Annotated in this window: 18 protein-coding genes; 9 read left to right on the top strand and 9 right to left on the bottom strand. The window is 59.0% G+C overall.

The window, feature by feature from the left end; genetic code table 11:
• Positions 1 to 51: 51 nt before the first annotated feature.
• Positions 52 to 1,251, bottom strand: coding sequence for a tyrosine--tRNA ligase (gene tyrS, locus GXB78_RS11705; RefSeq protein WP_329515740.1), 1,200 nt, complete (start codon positions 1,249 to 1,251; stop codon positions 52 to 54).
• A 211-nt stretch (positions 1,252 to 1,462) separates the two neighbouring features.
• On the opposite strand from tyrS, the gene GXB78_RS11710 reads away from it, so the two are divergent.
• Together GXB78_RS11710 and GXB78_RS11715 are read left to right on the top strand one after the other, a co-directional pair.
• Entirely contained in the window at positions 1,463 to 2,887 is a 1,425-nt protein-coding gene (locus GXB78_RS11710) for a peptidoglycan DD-metalloendopeptidase family protein (protein WP_329515504.1), read from the top strand.
• Between the two features lie 3 nt (positions 2,888 to 2,890).
• Positions 2,891 to 3,982 (top strand): anhydro-N-acetylmuramic acid kinase, encoded by a 1,092-nt coding sequence (locus GXB78_RS11715; RefSeq protein ID WP_329515505.1) that lies wholly within the window; start codon positions 2,891 to 2,893, stop codon positions 3,980 to 3,982.
• 69 nt (positions 3,983 to 4,051) lie between these two features.
• Here the strand turns inward: GXB78_RS11715 and erpA are convergent, their stop codons facing one another.
• Positions 4,052 to 4,402 (bottom strand): iron-sulfur cluster insertion protein ErpA, encoded by a 351-nt coding sequence (gene erpA / locus GXB78_RS11720; protein WP_007918905.1) that lies wholly within the window; start codon positions 4,400 to 4,402, stop codon positions 4,052 to 4,054.
• A 147-nt stretch (positions 4,403 to 4,549) separates the two neighbouring features.
• On the bottom strand, positions 4,550 to 5,584 hold the full coding sequence (gene argC, locus GXB78_RS11725) for an N-acetyl-gamma-glutamyl-phosphate reductase (protein WP_329515506.1): 1,035 nt from the start codon (positions 5,582 to 5,584) through the stop codon (positions 4,550 to 4,552).
• Between the two features lie 133 nt (positions 5,585 to 5,717).
• Between argC and hemJ the strand changes: the two genes are divergently transcribed.
• From hemJ to coq7, 6 genes are all read left to right on the top strand, one after another.
• Positions 5,718 to 6,146, top strand: a complete 429-nt coding sequence (gene hemJ, locus GXB78_RS11730) for a protoporphyrinogen oxidase HemJ (RefSeq protein ID WP_329515507.1) — start codon at positions 5,718 to 5,720, stop codon at positions 6,144 to 6,146.
• 33 nt (positions 6,147 to 6,179) lie between these two features.
• Positions 6,180 to 7,148 (top strand): NAD(P)H-dependent flavin oxidoreductase, encoded by a 969-nt coding sequence (locus tag GXB78_RS11735; RefSeq protein WP_329515508.1) that lies wholly within the window; start codon positions 6,180 to 6,182, stop codon positions 7,146 to 7,148.
• Positions 7,149 to 7,214: 66 nt separating this feature from the next.
• Positions 7,215 to 8,162 (top strand): DUF805 domain-containing protein, encoded by a 948-nt coding sequence (locus GXB78_RS11740; protein WP_329515509.1) that lies wholly within the window; start codon positions 7,215 to 7,217, stop codon positions 8,160 to 8,162.
• A 61-nt stretch (positions 8,163 to 8,223) separates the two neighbouring features.
• Complete coding sequence (locus GXB78_RS11745; RefSeq protein ID WP_329515510.1) at positions 8,224 to 9,012, top strand: SDR family NAD(P)-dependent oxidoreductase; 789 nt, start codon at positions 8,224 to 8,226, stop codon at positions 9,010 to 9,012.
• A gap of 56 nt (positions 9,013 to 9,068) precedes the next feature.
• A complete protein-coding gene (locus tag GXB78_RS11750; RefSeq protein WP_329515511.1) occupies positions 9,069 to 9,407 on the top strand; it encodes a histidine triad nucleotide-binding protein in 339 nt (112 codons plus the stop codon).
• Between the two features lie 196 nt (positions 9,408 to 9,603).
• Positions 9,604 to 10,251 (top strand): 2-polyprenyl-3-methyl-6-methoxy-1,4-benzoquinone monooxygenase, encoded by a 648-nt coding sequence (coq7, locus tag GXB78_RS11755; RefSeq protein WP_329515512.1) that lies wholly within the window; start codon positions 9,604 to 9,606, stop codon positions 10,249 to 10,251.
• Positions 10,252 to 10,361: 110 nt separating this feature from the next.
• Here the strand turns inward: coq7 and speD are convergent, their stop codons facing one another.
• Positions 10,362 to 11,156: an adenosylmethionine decarboxylase gene (speD, locus tag GXB78_RS11760; RefSeq protein ID WP_024014530.1), complete on the bottom strand. Its 795-nt coding sequence runs from the start codon at positions 11,154 to 11,156 to the stop codon at positions 10,362 to 10,364.
• Positions 11,157 to 11,393: 237 nt separating this feature from the next.
• Positions 11,394 to 11,816, bottom strand: a complete 423-nt coding sequence (locus GXB78_RS11765) for an OsmC family protein (protein ID WP_119427658.1) — start codon at positions 11,814 to 11,816, stop codon at positions 11,394 to 11,396.
• Between the two features lie 235 nt (positions 11,817 to 12,051).
• Here GXB78_RS11765 and crp point away from each other — a divergent pair, with 235 nt between their 5' ends.
• Positions 12,052 to 12,696, top strand: a complete 645-nt coding sequence (gene crp / locus GXB78_RS11770) for a cAMP-activated global transcriptional regulator CRP (protein ID WP_042610435.1) — start codon at positions 12,052 to 12,054, stop codon at positions 12,694 to 12,696.
• 9 nt (positions 12,697 to 12,705) lie between these two features.
• On the opposite strand, the gene GXB78_RS11775 is transcribed toward crp, so the two are convergent.
• The 4 genes from GXB78_RS11775 to GXB78_RS11790 form a co-directional block, all read right to left on the bottom strand.
• On the bottom strand, positions 12,706 to 13,407 hold the full coding sequence (locus tag GXB78_RS11775; RefSeq protein WP_329515513.1) for a lipoate--protein ligase family protein: 702 nt from the start codon (positions 13,405 to 13,407) through the stop codon (positions 12,706 to 12,708).
• Positions 13,408 to 13,530: 123 nt separating this feature from the next.
• Positions 13,531 to 14,370: an indole-3-glycerol phosphate synthase TrpC gene (gene trpC / locus GXB78_RS11780; RefSeq protein ID WP_329515514.1), complete on the bottom strand. Its 840-nt coding sequence runs from the start codon at positions 14,368 to 14,370 to the stop codon at positions 13,531 to 13,533.
• Positions 14,367 to 15,416: an anthranilate phosphoribosyltransferase gene (gene trpD, locus GXB78_RS11785; protein ID WP_329515515.1), complete on the bottom strand. Its 1,050-nt coding sequence runs from the start codon at positions 15,414 to 15,416 to the stop codon at positions 14,367 to 14,369. Before trpD ends, trpC begins: the two co-directional genes overlap by 4 nt.
• A 9-nt stretch (positions 15,417 to 15,425) precedes the next feature.
• Complete coding sequence (locus GXB78_RS11790) at positions 15,426 to 16,019, bottom strand: aminodeoxychorismate/anthranilate synthase component II (protein ID WP_042610431.1); 594 nt, start codon at positions 16,017 to 16,019, stop codon at positions 15,426 to 15,428.
• Positions 16,020 to 16,106 lie beyond the last annotated feature (87 nt).

Here is a 16,106-nt window from a genome sequence, read left to right on the forward strand (position 1 = left end):
CGGGGCGAATTATAGACCTCTGGAATCTGCCGTCAACCCCTAATTCCAACTTTATTCAGATTTCAGCGTGATACGCGCAAAAGCCTTCTTACCAGCCTGGCAAACATGATTCGCACCCACTACATATATAAAGGAGCGATCAACCACCTCACCATCAACACGCACCCCGCCCGCCGCCAGCAGATCGCGCGCAGCAGCCGAGTTCTTCACCAAGCCAGCCTTATTAAGCACAGCTGCGATCGGCATGTCCTCAGCCGAAGCCAGTTCGATCTCAGGCAAATCGTCCGGAAGCTCGCCATCCTTCATGCGGTTGCCAGCGCCACGATGAGCATTTGCCGCCGCCTCTTCACCATGGAAACGCGCAACGATCTCTTCAGCCAGTTTGATCTTGATGTCACGCGGGTTCGCGCCTGCTTCAACATCAGCCCGGAATGCGTTGATCTCGTCCATCGAGCGGAAACTGAGCAGTTCGAAGTAACGCCACATCAGCACATCCGGAATAGAAACCAGCTTGCTGTACATGACACCTGGTGCTTCCTGGATACCGACGTAGTTGCCCAGCGACTTGGACATCTTCTTCACGCCATCCAGACCTTCCAGCAATGGCATGGTCAGAATGCACTGAGCCTCCTGGCCATACCCACGCTGCAGCTCACGCCCCATCAGCAAATTGAATTTCTGATCGGTACCACCCAGTTCGACATCCGCGCGCAGTGCGACCGAGTCGTAGCCCTGCACCAGCGGATAGAGAAATTCGTGAATAGCGATTGGCTGATTGGTGGTGTAGCGCTTGTCGAAGTCATCGCGCTCGAGCATGCGGGCGACGGTGTATTGCGACGTCAGACGAATGAAATCCGCCGGACCCATCTTGTCCATCCAGGTGGAGTTGAACGCAACTTCGGTTTTCGCCGGATCAAGAATCTTGAAAACCTGAGTCTTGTAGGTCTCGGCATTCTCCAGCACCTGCTCACGCGTCAGCGGTGGACGCGTAGCGCTCTTGCCGCTCGGGTCACCGATCATCCCGGTGAAGTCACCTATAAGGAAGATCACCTGATGCCCCAGTTCCTGGAACTGGCGCAGCTTATTAATAAGCACGGTATGACCCAGATGCAGATCCGGAGCGGTCGGATCGAAACCAGCCTTGATACGCAGCGGTTGGCCGCGTTTGAGCTTCTCGACCAGCTCGGACTCGACCAATAGTTCTTCCGCACCACGTTTAATCAGCGCTAGCTGCTCTTCAACCGACTTCATAACAGACCCGCAAGGCTCAGATTCAAAGGGAACCAACCATACAAGAACGCGCACCAATTACAAGTTTTGCCCGGCGCACGGACACCAATCCACGGACCTTGGGTCCGTAGACTTGCTTAAGAGATGATTTGGTTATATTTTATACAGTTATTTCATCTTCATCATGTCATTCATCTTTTCCAATTCATCTATTTCAAAGTCAAAATTACCTATGACCACAGAACCGTCTAAAGCGCCCCCGCTTTACCCGAAGACCCACCTGCTCGCCGCAAGTGGAATCGCCGCCCTTCTCAGTCTGGCGCTGCTGGTATTTCCCTCCAGCGATGTCGAAGCCAAAAAGACGACTCTGAGTCTTGAACTGGAAAGTCCCGCTGAACAACTGACACAAGATCAAGACGCTGTCGACGCGGCTCAAGCCACAAACGAACCGACAGCTTCCCCGTTCGCGCAAATCGAAAACAGCGACGAAAACGCCGCGCAAACCGCTGAAACCGCGCCGGCGCCTGTTGCGCCTGCCGAGAAACCAAAAGAGCCTGGCCACCGTGAAGTCGTGGTTTCCAAAGGCGATACGCTGTCTACCCTGTTTGAAAAGGTCGGCCTGCCAGCAACCTCTGTGCACGAAGTACTGGCAAGCGACAAACAGGCCAAACAGTTCAGCCAGCTCAAGCGCGGCCAGAAACTCGAATTCGAACTGAATCCGGAAGGCCAGTTGACCAGCCTGCACAGCAAGGTCAGCGACGTTGAAACCATCACCCTGACCAGGAACGACAAGGGTTACTCGTTCAACCGGGTCACCGCCAAGCCAACCGTTCGCACTGCCTACGTCCACGGCGTCATCAACAGTTCGCTGTCGCAGTCCGCTGCGCGCGCCGGGCTTTCTCACAGCCTGACGATGGATATGGCCAGCGTCTTCGGCTACGACGTCGATTTCGCGCAGGATATTCGTCAGGGCGACGAATTCGATGTGATCTACGAGCAGAAAGTCATCAACGGCAAGGCTGTCGGCACCGGCCCGATCCTGTCCGCGCGCTTCACCAACCGCGGCAAGACCTACACCGCCGTGCGCTACACCAACAAACAAGGCAACAGCAGCTATTACACCGCCGATGGCAATAGCATGCGCAAGGCCTTCATCCGCACACCGGTTGACTTCGCCCGTATCAGCTCGAAGTTCTCCATGGGCCGCAAGCACCCGATTCTCAACAAGATCCGCGCCCATAAAGGCGTCGACTACGCAGCACCACGGGGTACGCCGATCAAGGCCGCCGGTGACGGCAAGGTATTGTTGGCCGGGCGTCGTGGTGGTTACGGCAATACCGTGATCATTCAGCATGGCAACACCTACCGCACGCTGTACGGCCACATGCAGGGTTTCGCCAAAGGCGTGAAAACCGGCGGCACCGTCAAGCAGGGTCAAGTGATTGGCTACATCGGCACCACAGGGCTCTCGACCGGTCCGCATTTGCATTACGAATTCCAGGTCAACGGCGTTCACGTCGATCCGCTGGGCCAGAAGTTGCCGATGGCCGATCCGATCGCCAAGTCCGAACGTGCGCGCTTCCTCGCGCAGAGCCAACCACTGATGGCGCGCATGGATCAAGAGAAGGCCACCATGCTGGCTTCGAGCAAGCGTTAAGCCATGGCCCTGTATATCGGTGTGATGTCCGGAACCAGTCTCGACGGGCTGGACATCGCCCTGATCGAGCAGACCTCGGCGATCAAACTGATCGCCACCCACTACCTGCCAATGCCTGATTCCCTGCGCGCCGAGCTGCTTGGCCTGTGCGCCAGCGGCCCCGACGAGATCGCCCGTTCGGCGATTGCCCAGCACCACTGGGTCGAGCTCGCAGCCTCAGGTATTCATGCCCTCCTCGCTCAACAACAGCTCAAATCCGATGCCATCCGCGCCATCGGCAGCCACGGCCAGACCATTCGCCATGAGCCGGCACGCGGCTTCACCGTGCAGATCGGTAACCCAGCCCTGCTGACTGAGTTGACCGGCATTACCGTCGTCAGTGATTTCCGCAGCCGCGATGTCGCTGCCGGCGGCCAGGGTGCGCCTCTGGTGCCAGCCTTTCACGAAGCTTTGTTTGAAGAGCGTAGCGGCAATGAGGCGGTCTTGAATGTAGGCGGATTCAGCAATCTCAGCCTGATTGAGCCGAACAAACCTGTAGCCGGTTTCGACTGCGGTCCGGGAAATGTTCTGATGGACGCCTGGATTCACCGGCAACGCGGCGAAAACTACGACCGGAACGGTCAATGGGCCGCGACCGGCAAGGTTGAGCCAACCCTGCTCAAAGCGCTGCTCAGTGACCCGTTTTTCGTCACCAGAGGCCCGAAAAGTACGGGACGTGAAGTCTTCAATCTGCCTTGGCTGGAACAGCATCTTTCACGCCTGCCGAGCTTCGCAGCCGAAGACGTTCAGGCCACGCTACTCGAACTGACGGCGCTGACCATCGTCGAGTCGCTACAAAGCGCTCAATCGGACACTCAGGAACTGCTGGTCTGTGGCGGCGGCGCGCACAACGCCACGCTGATGAAACGTCTGGCGGATCTGCTGCCAGACACCAGGGTGGCCAGTACTGCGTCTCACGGCGTTGATCCGGATTGGGTGGAAGCGATGGCCTTCGCCTGGCTTGCTCATTGCTGCCTCGAAGGCATCGCCGCCAACCGGCCAAGCGTCACTGGTGCTCGCGGCCTGCGCGTACTCGGCGCTATCTACCCGGCATAAGCTTCAGACACAAAAACGCCGCAGAACCGAAAGGCTCTGCGGCGTTTTGTTGTGTGCGGTGAAGTGCGATCAGATCGAGAACGAAGACCCGCAACCACAAGTAGTCGTGGCATTCGGGTTCTTGATCACGAAGCGCGAACCTTCCAGACCTTCCTGATAATCCACCTCGGCACCGGCCAGGTACTGGAAGCTCATCGGATCGACCACCAGACTCACGCCTTCGCGCTCGACGATGGTGTCGTCATCGGCCACGTCTTCATCGAAGGTGAAACCGTATTGAAACCCTGAACAACCGCCGCCCGTAACGAATACGCGCAGCTTCAAGCGATCATTCCCCTCTTCATCGACCAGGCTCTTCACCTTGTGCGCAGCACCTTGAGTGAATTGCAAAGCCGTGGGGGTGAAGGATTCGACGCTCATGCTGACTATCTCCCGGCGTTACGCCGCCATAATGCGTGATGACGCGCATTATCCGCTTGTCCTAGAAAATTGGTCAACTATTAGAAAGGCAGCTGCAAGCCTCAAGCGGTGAGCTTCAAGCTTGCGGCTTACAGGTTGTGGCTGACTTTAAGGCAGCATGCCGGCGTGTGACAGACCGAAGCGCTCGTCCAGTCCGAACAGGATGTTCATGTTCTGCACCGCCTGGCCCGAGGCGCCCTTGACCAGATTGTCGATCACCGAAAGTACCACCACAAGATCGCCATCCTGCGGACGATGCACAGCAATGCGGCAGACGTTGGCGCCGCGCACGCTGCGAGTTTCCGGGTGGCTACCGGCTGGCATTACATCGACGAACGGTTCGTTGGCGTAACGCTTTTCAAACAGCGCCTGCAGGTCCACCGAACGATCGACCACGGTCGCGTAGAGCGTGGAGTGAATACCGCGAATCATCGGCGTCAGGTGCGGTACGAAGGTCAGGCCGACATCTTTGCCCGCTGCCCGACGCAGGCCCTGGCGAATTTCCGGCAAATGGCGATGACCTTTTACCGCATAGGCCTTCATGCTTTCCGACGTCTCGGAGTACAAAGAACCTACCGCCGCGCCCCGCCCGGCGCCGCTGACGCCGGATTTGCAGTCGGCGATCAGGCGCGAAGCGTCGGCCAGACCCGCTTCAAGCAAGGGCAGGAAACCCAACTGCGTGGCGGTTGGATAGCAACCCGGCACAGCGATCAGGCGCGCATTCCTGATCTGCTCGCGATTGACTTCCGGCAGTCCATAAACAGCTTCGTCCAGCAGTTCTGGCGCGCCGTGCGGCTGGCCGTACCACTTGGCCCATTCATCAGCGTCTTGCAGACGGAAGTCAGCCGACAGATCAATGACCTTGGTCCCCGCTGCCAGCAGTTCGCCTGCGAGTGCGTGAGCCACACCGTGCGGCGTGGCGAAGAACACCACATCGCAAGCGCCGAGGGTTTTGGTGTCCGGCACGCTGAACGCCAGGCCGTCATAGTGGCCGCGCAGGTTCGGGTACATGTCAGCCACGGCCAGACCGGCCTCGGATCGGGAAGTGATGACGACCACTTCTGCCTGCGGATGCTGTGCCAACAGACGCAGCAGTTCGACACCGGTGTAACCCGTGCCGCCGACGATACCGACCTTGACCATAAACCTGCCCTCAACGAACCACTGGAAAGCCGTCGATAATAGGGGCCGCGCGCGCCTGCGACAACCGCCAAGGTGACGTGCGGACGCTCAAGCCTCTACTATCTGGCTACCGTGAATGAGGGAATAACCAAAAATGCTCTATCTATGGCTCAAAGCGTTTCACATTGTCAGCGTCGTCTGCTGGTTTGCCGGGCTGTTCTACTTGCCGCGCCTGTTCGTTTACCACGCGCAAAGCGCAGACACGATCAGTAAAGAACGCTTCAGCGTCATGGAGCGCAAGCTGTATCGCGGCATCATGGGCCCGGCGATGATCGCCACGCTGATCTTCGGTGGCTGGCTGATCTACCTTAATCCGTCAATCTTCAGCCAGGGCGGCTGGATTCACGCAAAACTGACTCTGGTCGTATTGCTGATCGGCTACCACCACATGTGCGGCGCGCAGGTAAAACGCTTTGCCCGTGGCGAAAACACCCGCAGCCATGTCTTTTATCGCTGGTTCAATGAAGTGCCGGTTCTGATATTGCTGGCTATCGTAATTCTGGTCGTGGTCAAGCCGTTCTAACTTCAATCAATACAGATCTTCGGGGTGTTCTCAATGTCGCTGCCCGCTCTGCTCGAACAACGCCTGCGTCTGCCCGTCGTGGCGGCGCCGATGTTTCTGATTTCCAATCCGGAGCTGGTACTCGCCTGCTGCCGCAATGGCGTGGTTGGCAGCTTTCCGGCGCTGAACCAGCGTGAGAGCAGCGGATTCAAAGCCTGGCTGGAACAGATCGAGGCGGGCCTGGCGACGCTGGATAATCCGGCCCCTTACGCAGTGAACCTGATTGTCCACCACAGCAACCCGCGCCTGCAGGCAGATCTGGACATCTGCGTCGAGCACAAGGTGCCGATCGTTATCACCAGCCTCGGCGCGGTGAAGGAACTGGTCGATGCTGTGCACAGCTATGGCGGTCTGGTATTCCACGACGTGACCACGCGGCGCCATGCCGAGAAAGCCGCCGAAGCCGGTGTCGACGGCCTGATTGCTGTCGCGGCCGGCGCTGGCGGGCATGCCGGCACCTGGAGTCCGTTTGCGCTGATCGCCGAGATTCGTCAGTTCTTCAATAAAACGCTGTTGCTTGCAGGATGTTTGAACCACGGCCATGAGATTCTCGCTGCACAGTTGCTCGGTGCGGATTTGGCCTACTTCGGTACGCGATTTATCGGCACCACCGAAAGTCATGCGCCTGACGCCTACAAAGACATGCTGCTGACAGCCAAGGCTGCGGACATCATTCATACTCCAGCGGTGTCGGGAGTGCCGGCCAGTTTCATGCGTCAGAGTCTGGAGGCGGCCGGTTTCGACATGGCTGCACTGCAAGGCAAGGGCGAAGTGAACTTCGGCGACAAACTCAAGCCGATCAACGACGAGGCCAAAGCCTGGAAGACCGTGTGGTCGGCGGGCCAGGGTGTTGGCCAGATTGACGATCTGCCAGGCGTGGACCAGTTGATTGCGCGGCTGGACGCGGAATATCGTCAAGCCCAAACGCGCGCTGCACAGCTGCCACAACGCTGGCCGCGCTGAACAATATATCTGGCCAGTCCCGATGAGACTGGCTGCCAAACGAATCGCGACAAGGATGCCTCGGCCATGAGCGACCCCCGTTACAAGATCGTCTTCGACGGCGCGCTGCAGCCCGGCGTCGACCTCACCACCGCCAAACTGAATCTGGCGGATCTGTTCAAAAGCGATGTGGCTGCCATCGAGCGTCTGTTCAGTGGCCGCGCCGTCGCACTCAAGCGTGACTTGTCCCACAGCGATGCCCAGACGTACCTGCAAGCGCTGAGCAAAACCGGGATCGATGCGCGGATCGAAGCGGAAACCGCCATCGAGCTGAATCTGGCGGACGTCCACGAAAACCCCGCAGCGGTGGCCGAACCGGACTCACCCTATGCCCCTCCGCGGGCGAACGTCGGCGAGAGCCTGCCAGCATTTGCCACGCTCAAGCCGTTCAGCGTCGAAGGCCGGATCGGCCGTCTGCGCTTTCTGGCGTGGACCATGGTCTTGAGTCTGGTGACCCTGCCCATCGTCGGCGTATTCGCCTTGATTGCACTGGGCCTGGTCAGCGGCGACTCGACCACCGGCCTGATCCTCGGCGGCATTCTGGCGGTCTTCCTGTTCATCGGCTTCATGATCGTCAGCATCCTGTTCAGCGTTCAGCGCCTGCACGATATCGGCTGGTCAGGCTGGCTGTGGTTGCTGAATCTGGTGCCGTTCGTGGGCAGCTTCTTCCCACTGGTGATCATGGTCGTCCCCGGCAATACCGGCGCCAACCGCTACGGCCCGCCGCCACCGCCCAACAGCACAGCAGTCAAAGTGCTGTGCTCATTGTGGATTGTGTTCTTCGCGCTGATTTTTGCCGGCGGTCTGCTCGGCGGGTTCTCGGCTGTGCAGGAGGAGTACGAAAGCAATCTGGAGAGCAGCTATGACAGTGGTTCGGTGACCACCGATGAGGTCGAGGTCGTCGAACCGCCAGCGATTTCCGCCGACGAGGCAGCCGAACCGGCGCAGGCCCCTGTAGACTCTGCGCAAGAATGAACAGCGCTCCTCGCCGTGACAACCGCGTCGCCGGCGCGGAGCTGTTGCGATGGAGAACTGCATGACCCGTTACGCTCTGATCACTGGCGCCTCGAGCGGCATCGGCCTAGCCATGGCCGAAGCGCTGGCCAGGCGCGGCCGCAGCCTGATTCTGGTGGCACGACAGCGTGATCAGCTGGAAAGCATTGCCATCGAGCTGACCCAGCGCTTCGATGTCGAAGTATTGTTTCGCGCCTGCGACCTCGGTGAACCGTTGCGTCTGTCCGGCTTTTTGCTGGAGCTTGAAGAAGGCGACCGGCAGATCGATTTGCTGGTCAATTGCGCCGGCATCGGCACGTGCGGGCCGTTTCTCGCGCAGGACTGGATGACCGAGCAGGACCTCATCGAGGTCAACATACTGGCCCTCACCCGCCTGTGTCATGCGGTGGGCAACAGCATGGCGCTACTGGGTGGCGGGCAGATTCTGAATGTCGCCTCGGTGGCCGCTTACAGCCCCGGCCCGTGGATGAGCACCTATTACGCCAGCAAAGCCTATGTGCTGCATTTTTCCGAAGCCTTGCGCGTTGAACTCAAACAGAGCGGCGTGAAAGTCTCGGTGCTGTGCCCTGGCCCGACACGCACACCGTTCTTCCGTACCGCACAGATGAGCAGCGAAAAGATCGAAAGCAACCATTCGCTGATGAGCCCGGAGGAAGTGGCGCTGCACGCCGTGCGAGCGCTGGATAAAAACCGCGCGATCATCATTCCGGGACGACGCAACCGCTGGCTGGCGTTCCTGCCGCGACTGGGTTCGCGCTGGCTTAACCGGACGATTGTCGGCATGGTCAACAAAGCTTACTGCCCCCGCTAGGAAGACGACTTCAAAGCGGTACACTCGATTCAGCCCAACTCAACGGAGAAACAGCAGTGGATACTCTGTTCACCAAGATCATCAACCGGGAAATCCCGGCAAAGATCATTTACGAGGACGACCAGGTTCTGGCCTTCCACGACATCGCCCCACAGGCTCCGGTGCACTTTCTGGTAATCCCGAAGAAACCGGTGCGCACGCTCAATGACCTGACCGAAGACGACAAGGCGCTGGCCGGGCACATCCTGATCACCGCACAGCGTCTGGCGCTGGAGCTGGGTTGCGAAGAAGGCTTTCGCGTGGTGATGAACTGCAATGAACTTGGCGGGCAGACTGTCTATCACATTCATATGCACGTGCTGGGTCAGCGCCAGATGAACTGGCCGCCGGGCTGATTGGCGGCATCCGACCGTGGGAGCGAGCCTGCTCGCGAAGGCGTCGATACATTCAACAGTTCAGTATCCGATAATCCGCTTTCGCGAGCAGGCTCGCTCCCACAAAAAAGCCTGACCGCCCCGCAAGTGACCCAGCGCAAACCCTCGCCGGCCGATTCGGTTAAACTGGCCGCCGAGATTCTTCCCGGAGGTCAGCATGACTACCCAACGTCACTACTCGCCCATAGACCGCCTGCTGCTGCAGGCCGATGCCGCGATGCGCACGCTGTTGCCCTTCAGTGGCCAGCCGTACCGTCCATCGCCAGCGATTCTGCAGCCGGATACGCAAATGAGCGATGAAGACACCCGCCACGTCGCCGGTCTGATGCGCATCAACCATACCGGCGAAGTCTGTGCTCAGGCGCTGTATCAGGGTCAGGCGCTGACCGCCAGGTTGCCGCAGGTGCGCGAGGCCATGGAGCACGCAGCTGAAGAAGAAATCGATCATCTGGTCTGGTGCGAGCAACGTATCCATCAACTGGGCAGCCACACCAGCGTGTTGAATCCACTCTTTTATGGTATGTCCTTCGGCATCGGCGCGGTCGCCGGCCTGATCAGCGACAAGGTCAGTCTGGGTTTCGTAGCAGCAACCGAGCATCAGGTGTGCAAACACCTGAATGAGCATCTGGAGCAATTGCCGGCCGAGGACGAGAAATCCCGGGCGATTCTTGAGCAGATGCGCATCGACGAAGAACATCACGCGGAAAGTGCGCTGGATGCGGGCGGGTTTCGTTTTCCGGCGCCGGTGAAGTTCGGCATGAGTTTGTTGGCGAAGGTGATGACCAAGAGTACTTATCGGATCTGAGATCTGGGTCGATGCTGATGACCTATTCGCGAGCAGGCTCGCTCCCACAGGGGGTTTGTGTGAGGCATGAAAAAGGCGACCACGAGGTCGCCTTTTTTTGTCCGGCAATCTTAGGTCGGCATGTTGCGCGCGTAGAAGATTTCCAGCATTTCGTGTTTCACACGGTCGGTCACCTGGGCACGTTGCTCAGGCGAGAGGTTGCTGGTGGCGTCGCCGAACAGGTAGTTGTCCAGTTCGAAGTTCTTCAGCAGCATTTTGGTGTGGAACAGGTTTTCCTGATACACGTTCACGTCGGTCATCTGGTACGCGTCGCGGGTGTCTTCGGACAGGTAGTTCTGGATCGAGTTGATCTCGTGGTCGATGAAGTGCTTGTTGCCTTCAACGTCACGGGTGAAGCCACGCACACGATAATCCACGGTCACGATGTCCGAATCGAACTGGTGAATGAGGAAGTTGAGCGCTTTGAGCGGTGAAATGACACCACAGGTCGACACGTCGATATCCACACGGAACGTTGCAATACCGTCGTCCGGATGGATTTCCGGATAGGTGTGCACCGTGATGTGGCTCTTGTCGAGGTGGGCCAGAATGATTTCGGGCAACGGGCCCGGCGATTCTTCGATCTGGCTGTCAGTCGGGGTCACCGGCTCTTCCGAAATCAGAATCGTGACGCTGGCGCCCTGGGGTTCATAGTCCTGACTGGCGATGTTCAGGATGTTGGCACCAATGATCTCGACAACTTCTGTGAGAATCTGCGTCAGGCGTTTCGCGTTGTACTCTTGATTGATGTACTCGACGTAAGCCTGCTGGTCTTGCGGGGTTTCCGCGTAGCAGATGTCATAGATGTTGAAGCTCAAGGTCTTTGTCAGGTTATTGAACCCGTGGAGCTTGAGTTTGCTTTTCACCGTTAAAAACTCTCTATGTATGCGGCGCGGCCGCGTGATCAAGCATGCCCGTCAAGTGCGAACGACGCACCTGCGTAGGACGGTTAACACCTCTTCGCGATGGCGATTTTGGTTATCTGTTCAGGCGGATGAGCTGTCGGCTGACCGATCACTGCCCTGAAAAAAGTGGCGCATTATGCAGACGTCAGCGGGGGATCGCCAGAGTCTGCACTGCTTTTATGATAGTTGAATGTCGGTTCAGCCGAGTTCAACGATTTCATAGTCGTGGGTAATCGCCACGCCAGCCGCGCCGAGCATGATCGACGCCGAGCAATACTTCTCGGCTGACAGCTCGATGGCGCGCTTGACCTGGGCTTCCTTCAGGCCCCGGCCCTTGACCACGAAATGCATGTGGATCCTGGTGAAAACCTTGGGATCTTCAGTCGCACGCTCGGCGTCGAGGAAGGCTTCGCAGCTTTCCACGGCCTGTCGCGACTTCTTCAGGATGCTGACCACGTCGAAGTTGCTGCAGCCGCCGACGCCCAGCAAAAGCATTTCCATCGGGCGAACCCCGAGGTTACGGCCGCCGGCGTCCGGCGGGCCGTCCATCACCACGACATGACCGCTACCGGATTCGCCGAGGAACATGGCTTCGCCAGCCCATTGGATGCGTGCCTTCATCGCCCAGACTCCACTGTAAAAAAAGGGTCGCCAGCTTAGCACAGCGCTTTGCCCCGACAGGAACGACGTCCTAGGACGGATGCTTTCTGGCTGTAGGTAATTTCTCGAATTTTCGACGAAGTGTCTGGTAAGCTGGCGCCAATTCGCTGGCGCCAATTCGTCAGCCCTGTAGCGACCGCCTTCAGCGCCTCATAAAAACTCAAACATCACCGTGCAGTCTTTTCGGGATACAACCATGGTTGCTATTACCCCCACACCCAAAATCAAGAACATCGACAAACTACTGATGCATTGCCAGCGCCGTCGTCATGCGGCCAAGAGCAATATCATCTGCGCCGGCGATCGCTCGGACACGCTGTACTTCATCATCAAGGGCTCGGTCACCATCCTCATCGAAGACGACGATGGTCGCGAGATGATCATCGCCTATCTGAACGCCGGGGATTTTTTCGGCGAACTGGGTCTGTTCGAACAAGCGGGCCACGAACAGGAGCGCAGCGCCTGGGTGCGGGCCAAGGTCGAATGCGAAACCGCGGAAATCAGTTACGCCAAGTTCCGCGAACTGTCGCAGCAGGACCCAGACATTCTCTACGCGCTCAGCGGACAAATCGCACAACGCCTGCGCAACACCACGCGCAAAGTCGGCGACCTGGCGTTTTTCGACGTCACCGGTCGAGTCGCTCGGTGCCTGCTGGAACTGTGCAAACAGCCGGACGCCATGACGCACCCGGATGGCATGCAGATCAAAGTCACCCGTCAGGAGATCGGCCGGATTGTCGGTTGTTCGCGAGAGATGGTCGGCCGCGTGCTCAAGGATCTGGAAGAACGCAATCTGGTCGATGTAAAGGGCAAGACCATGGTGGTTTTCGGCACACGCTAAGCCTGTCAATCAGGCGCTGTAGATCTGCGCCAGCATCAAACGAAACAGCTCATCGAGACGCGCCAACGCTTGTGGCGCGTTGAATTTCTCATGCAAGGCGATGTGGCTTTGCGCCCTCACCCGCTGCTCCAGGCCGCAGGCTTCATTGAAGCGATTGACCGCAGCGACCATTGACTCGCGTTCGTCATCCATCAGCATCGCCCCGTGCACCAGACCCACCGGACGTTGTCCGCCCTGACTCTGCCGCCAGCGCTGGGCGGTGCCGACCATCTTGCGACCATCGAGATTGACGTTGAAGCGGCCATCGCAGAATGCACCGTCGATTTCCCCCACAGACGATGTGCCACCCAATTCATCCAGCAACTGACAGATCGGATCGCACAGGCGGCGGTAGCCGGTTTCAATGCGGTTCAAGTCGCCCTCGCTGCGAGGCGGCGCATAGACCAGAGCAATGTTGATGGTTGCAGCAGATTGCGGCACCGGCTCGCCGCCGGTTTCTCGCAGCAGCACCGGCCAGCCGGCGGCAGCGGAGACTGCGCAGGCGTGGTCGAATTGCGGGAGACGGTTGAGGCGGCGCGGCATGACCAGCGCGCGGTCGGTGGGTTGCCAGAACAGCAGGCCGAATTCGGCGTCGCCGGCGCAGACCGAGGCCAACAAGTCCTGTTCGGCTTGCAGGCCGGATTCGATGGTCAAGGGAGTTGGCAGCGACATGGGGGCTCCGGCAGATTGAATCTCTTTAGCGGAATTCAGGGCCTCTTCGCGAGCAGGCTCGCTCCCACACTGGAATGCATTTACCTGTGGGAGCGAGCCTGCTCGCGAATGAGGTCGACTCGGTCAGTCGAGGGTCGAACCGCTTACTACTGGACCGCCGCGCTCCGGGAAGAACAAGCGCTGCAATTCAATGCCGGGATTTTCCGCACGCATGAACGCTTCGCCGACCAGGAACGAGTACACGTCGCTGATTTCCATCAGCTCGACGTCGGCCCGATTGAGGATGCCGCTTTCGGTGATCACCAGGCGATCGCGCGGGATGCGCGGCAACAGGTCGAGGGTGGTTTCCAGGCTGACATCAAAAGTATGCAGGTTGCGGTTGTTGACCCCGACCAACGGCGTGTCGAGGGATTTCAACGCGCGCTCCAGTTCGTCACCGTCGTGCACTTCCACCAATACGTCGAGACCGACGCCTTTGGCTACGGCGGCCAGCTCGGCCATTTTCACGTCATCGAGTGCGGAAACGATCAACAACACGCAATCGGCGCCAAGCGCGCGGGCTTCAACGATCTGGTACGGATCGATCATGAAGTCCTTGCGGATCACCGGCAGCTTGCACGCAGCGCGCGCCTGTTGCAGGTACGCATCGGCGCCCTGGAAGTAGTCGATATCGGTCAGCACCGACAGACAGGTCGCCCCGCCCTTCTCGTAGCTCTTGGCGATGTCCGCCGGTACGAAGTCTTCGCGGATCACGCCTTTGCTTGGCGAAGCCTTCTTGATTTCGGCAATCACGGCCGGTTGTTTCTTCTTCGCTTGCGCCAGCAATGCCTGGGCGAAACCACGGGGTGCATCGGCCGCCTTGGCCAGACCTTCCAGCTCGCTCAGGCTGACCCGAGCGCGGCGCTCGGCGACTTCCTCAACCTTGCGCGCCAGAATGTTTTCCAGAACCGTCGGTACACTCATCCCTCATTCTCCACTTTGAATACCGCGGTAAAGGCACCCAGCTCCTCGAGTTTTTCCCGAGCGAGGCCGGTGTGCAGCGCGTCATGCGCCAGCTCCACACCTTGTTTCAGACTGCTTGCCAGGTCGGCGGCGTACAGCGCCGCACCGGCATTGAGCACAATCATCTCGGCCGCTTTCTGGCCGTTTTCGGTTTTTCGCTTGCCGAGGGCATCGCGGATCAGCGCCAGCGACGCTTCCGGGCCTTCGACCGACAGGCCGTGCAGGCTCTGGCTCTTCATGCCGAGGTCTTCCGGTTCGACCCAATATTCAGTGATTTCGTTGTTCTTAAGTTCGGCGACGAAGGTCGGCGCGGCGAGGCTGAATTCATCCAGACCGTCCTTCGAATGCACCACCAGCACGTGTTTGCTGCCGAGGCGCTGCAAGACTTCGGCCAATGGCCGGCACAGCGCTTGGGTGAATACGCCAACTACCTGATGTTTCACACCGGCCGGATTCGTAAGCGGGCCGAGCATGTTGAACAGCGTGCGCAGGCCGAGTTCGCGGCGCGGGCCGGCGGCGTACTTCATCGCTTTGTGATGGGTCTGGGCGAACATGAAACCGATGCCGACGTTGTCGATGCAGCGCGCAACTTGCACTGGAGTCAGGTTCAGGTAGATGCCGGCCGCTTCCAGCAGGTCGGCGCTGCCGCTCTTGCCGGAGACTGCGCGGTTGCCGTGCTTGGCCACGGTGCAACCGGCTGCGGCGACAACAAAGGAAGAGGCGGTCGAGACGTTGAAGATGTTCGCACCGTCACCGCCGGTGCCGACCACATCGACCACGCCGTCGAGGGTTTTCAGCTCGACCTGATCGGCCAGCTCACGCATCACCGACACGGCGCCGACAATTTCGTCGATGCTCTCGCTCTTCATGCGCATGGCCATCATGAACGCGCCGATCTGCGCTTCGCTGCACTGGCCGGTCATGATTTCGCGCATCACATCGCGCATTTCATCGGTGCTGAGGTCGAGGTGATCGACGATACGGCTCAGGGCTGTCTTGATATTCATGGGAAGTCCTTAGCGCGTGCCGCCGGTTTGTTTGAGGAAATTGGCAAACAGTTCATGACCCTGCTCGGTGAGGATCGACTCGGGGTGGAACTGTACACCCTCGATGTTCAGGGTCTTGTGACGCAGGCCCATGATCTCGTCGACCGAGCCGTCGTCGTGCTGGGTCCACGCGGTCAGCTCCAGGCAATCGGGCAGGCTCTCGTGCTTGACGATCAGCGAGTGATAGCGGGTAACGGTCAGCGGGTGATTGAGGCCGGCAAACACGCCCTTGTCCTCGTGGAATACCGGGCTAGTCTTACCGTGCATGACCTGGCGGGCACGCACCACATCACCGCCGAAGGCCTGGCCGATGGACTGGTGGCCTAGGCAGACGCCAAGGATCGGCAGTTTGCCGGCGAAGTGCTTGATCGCGTCGATGGAAACGCCCGCTTCAGTGGGCGTGCACGGCCCGGGGGAAACCACGATGCGCTCGGGATTCAGCGCTTCGATTTCGGCGATGGTCAGTTCGTCGTTGCGCACCACTTTGACCTCGGCACCGAGCTCGCCGAGGTATTGCACAACGTTGTAGGTAAAGGAGTCGTAGTTGTCGATCATCAGCAACATGGCGTTTCGAACCTCTTGAATTCTGACTTGATGACAGCCTTCAGATGACTTGCCCGCAGGGCGCTGCGCGATGTCGGACGCGCAGAG

The sequence above is a fragment of the Pseudomonas moraviensis subsp. stanleyae genome (assembly GCF_036283065.1).
GTDB lineage: Bacteria > Pseudomonadota > Gammaproteobacteria > Pseudomonadales > Pseudomonadaceae > Aquipseudomonas > Aquipseudomonas stanleyae.

Bases quoted from the DNA above. Each gene is read 5' to 3' on its own strand.
- trpD (WP_329515515.1), bottom strand. From the start codon at position 15,416: ATGAATATCAAGACAGCCCTGAGCCGTATCGTCGATCACCTCGACCTC.
- trpC (WP_329515514.1), bottom strand. From the start codon at position 14,370: ATGAGTGTACCGACGGTTCTGGAAAACATTCTGGCGCGCAAGGTTGAG.
- coq7 (WP_329515512.1), top strand. From the start codon at position 9,604: ATGACTACCCAACGTCACTACTCGCCCATAGACCGCCTGCTGCTGCAG.
- argC (WP_329515506.1), bottom strand. From the start codon at position 5,584: ATGGTCAAGGTCGGTATCGTCGGCGGCACGGGTTACACCGGTGTCGAA.
- tyrS (WP_329515740.1), bottom strand. From the start codon at position 1,251: ATGAAGTCGGTTGAAGAGCAGCTAGCGCTGATTAAACGTGGTGCGGAA.
- hemJ (WP_329515507.1), top strand. From the start codon at position 5,718: ATGCTCTATCTATGGCTCAAAGCGTTTCACATTGTCAGCGTCGTCTGC.
- GXB78_RS11775 (WP_329515513.1), bottom strand. From the start codon at position 13,407: ATGTCGCTGCCAACTCCCTTGACCATCGAATCCGGCCTGCAAGCCGAA.
- GXB78_RS11710 (WP_329515504.1), top strand. From the start codon at position 1,463: ATGACCACAGAACCGTCTAAAGCGCCCCCGCTTTACCCGAAGACCCAC.
- crp (WP_042610435.1), top strand. From the start codon at position 12,052: ATGGTTGCTATTACCCCCACACCCAAAATCAAGAACATCGACAAACTA.
- GXB78_RS11790 (WP_042610431.1), bottom strand. From the start codon at position 16,019: ATGTTGCTGATGATCGACAACTACGACTCCTTTACCTACAACGTTGTG.
- GXB78_RS11735 (WP_329515508.1), top strand. From the start codon at position 6,180: ATGTCGCTGCCCGCTCTGCTCGAACAACGCCTGCGTCTGCCCGTCGTG.
- GXB78_RS11765 (WP_119427658.1), bottom strand. From the start codon at position 11,816: ATGAAGGCACGCATCCAATGGGCTGGCGAAGCCATGTTCCTCGGCGAA.
- GXB78_RS11740 (WP_329515509.1), top strand. From the start codon at position 7,215: ATGAGCGACCCCCGTTACAAGATCGTCTTCGACGGCGCGCTGCAGCCC.
- GXB78_RS11715 (WP_329515505.1), top strand. From the start codon at position 2,891: ATGGCCCTGTATATCGGTGTGATGTCCGGAACCAGTCTCGACGGGCTG.
- GXB78_RS11745 (WP_329515510.1), top strand. From the start codon at position 8,224: ATGACCCGTTACGCTCTGATCACTGGCGCCTCGAGCGGCATCGGCCTA.
- erpA (WP_007918905.1), bottom strand. From the start codon at position 4,402: ATGAGCGTCGAATCCTTCACCCCCACGGCTTTGCAATTCACTCAAGGT.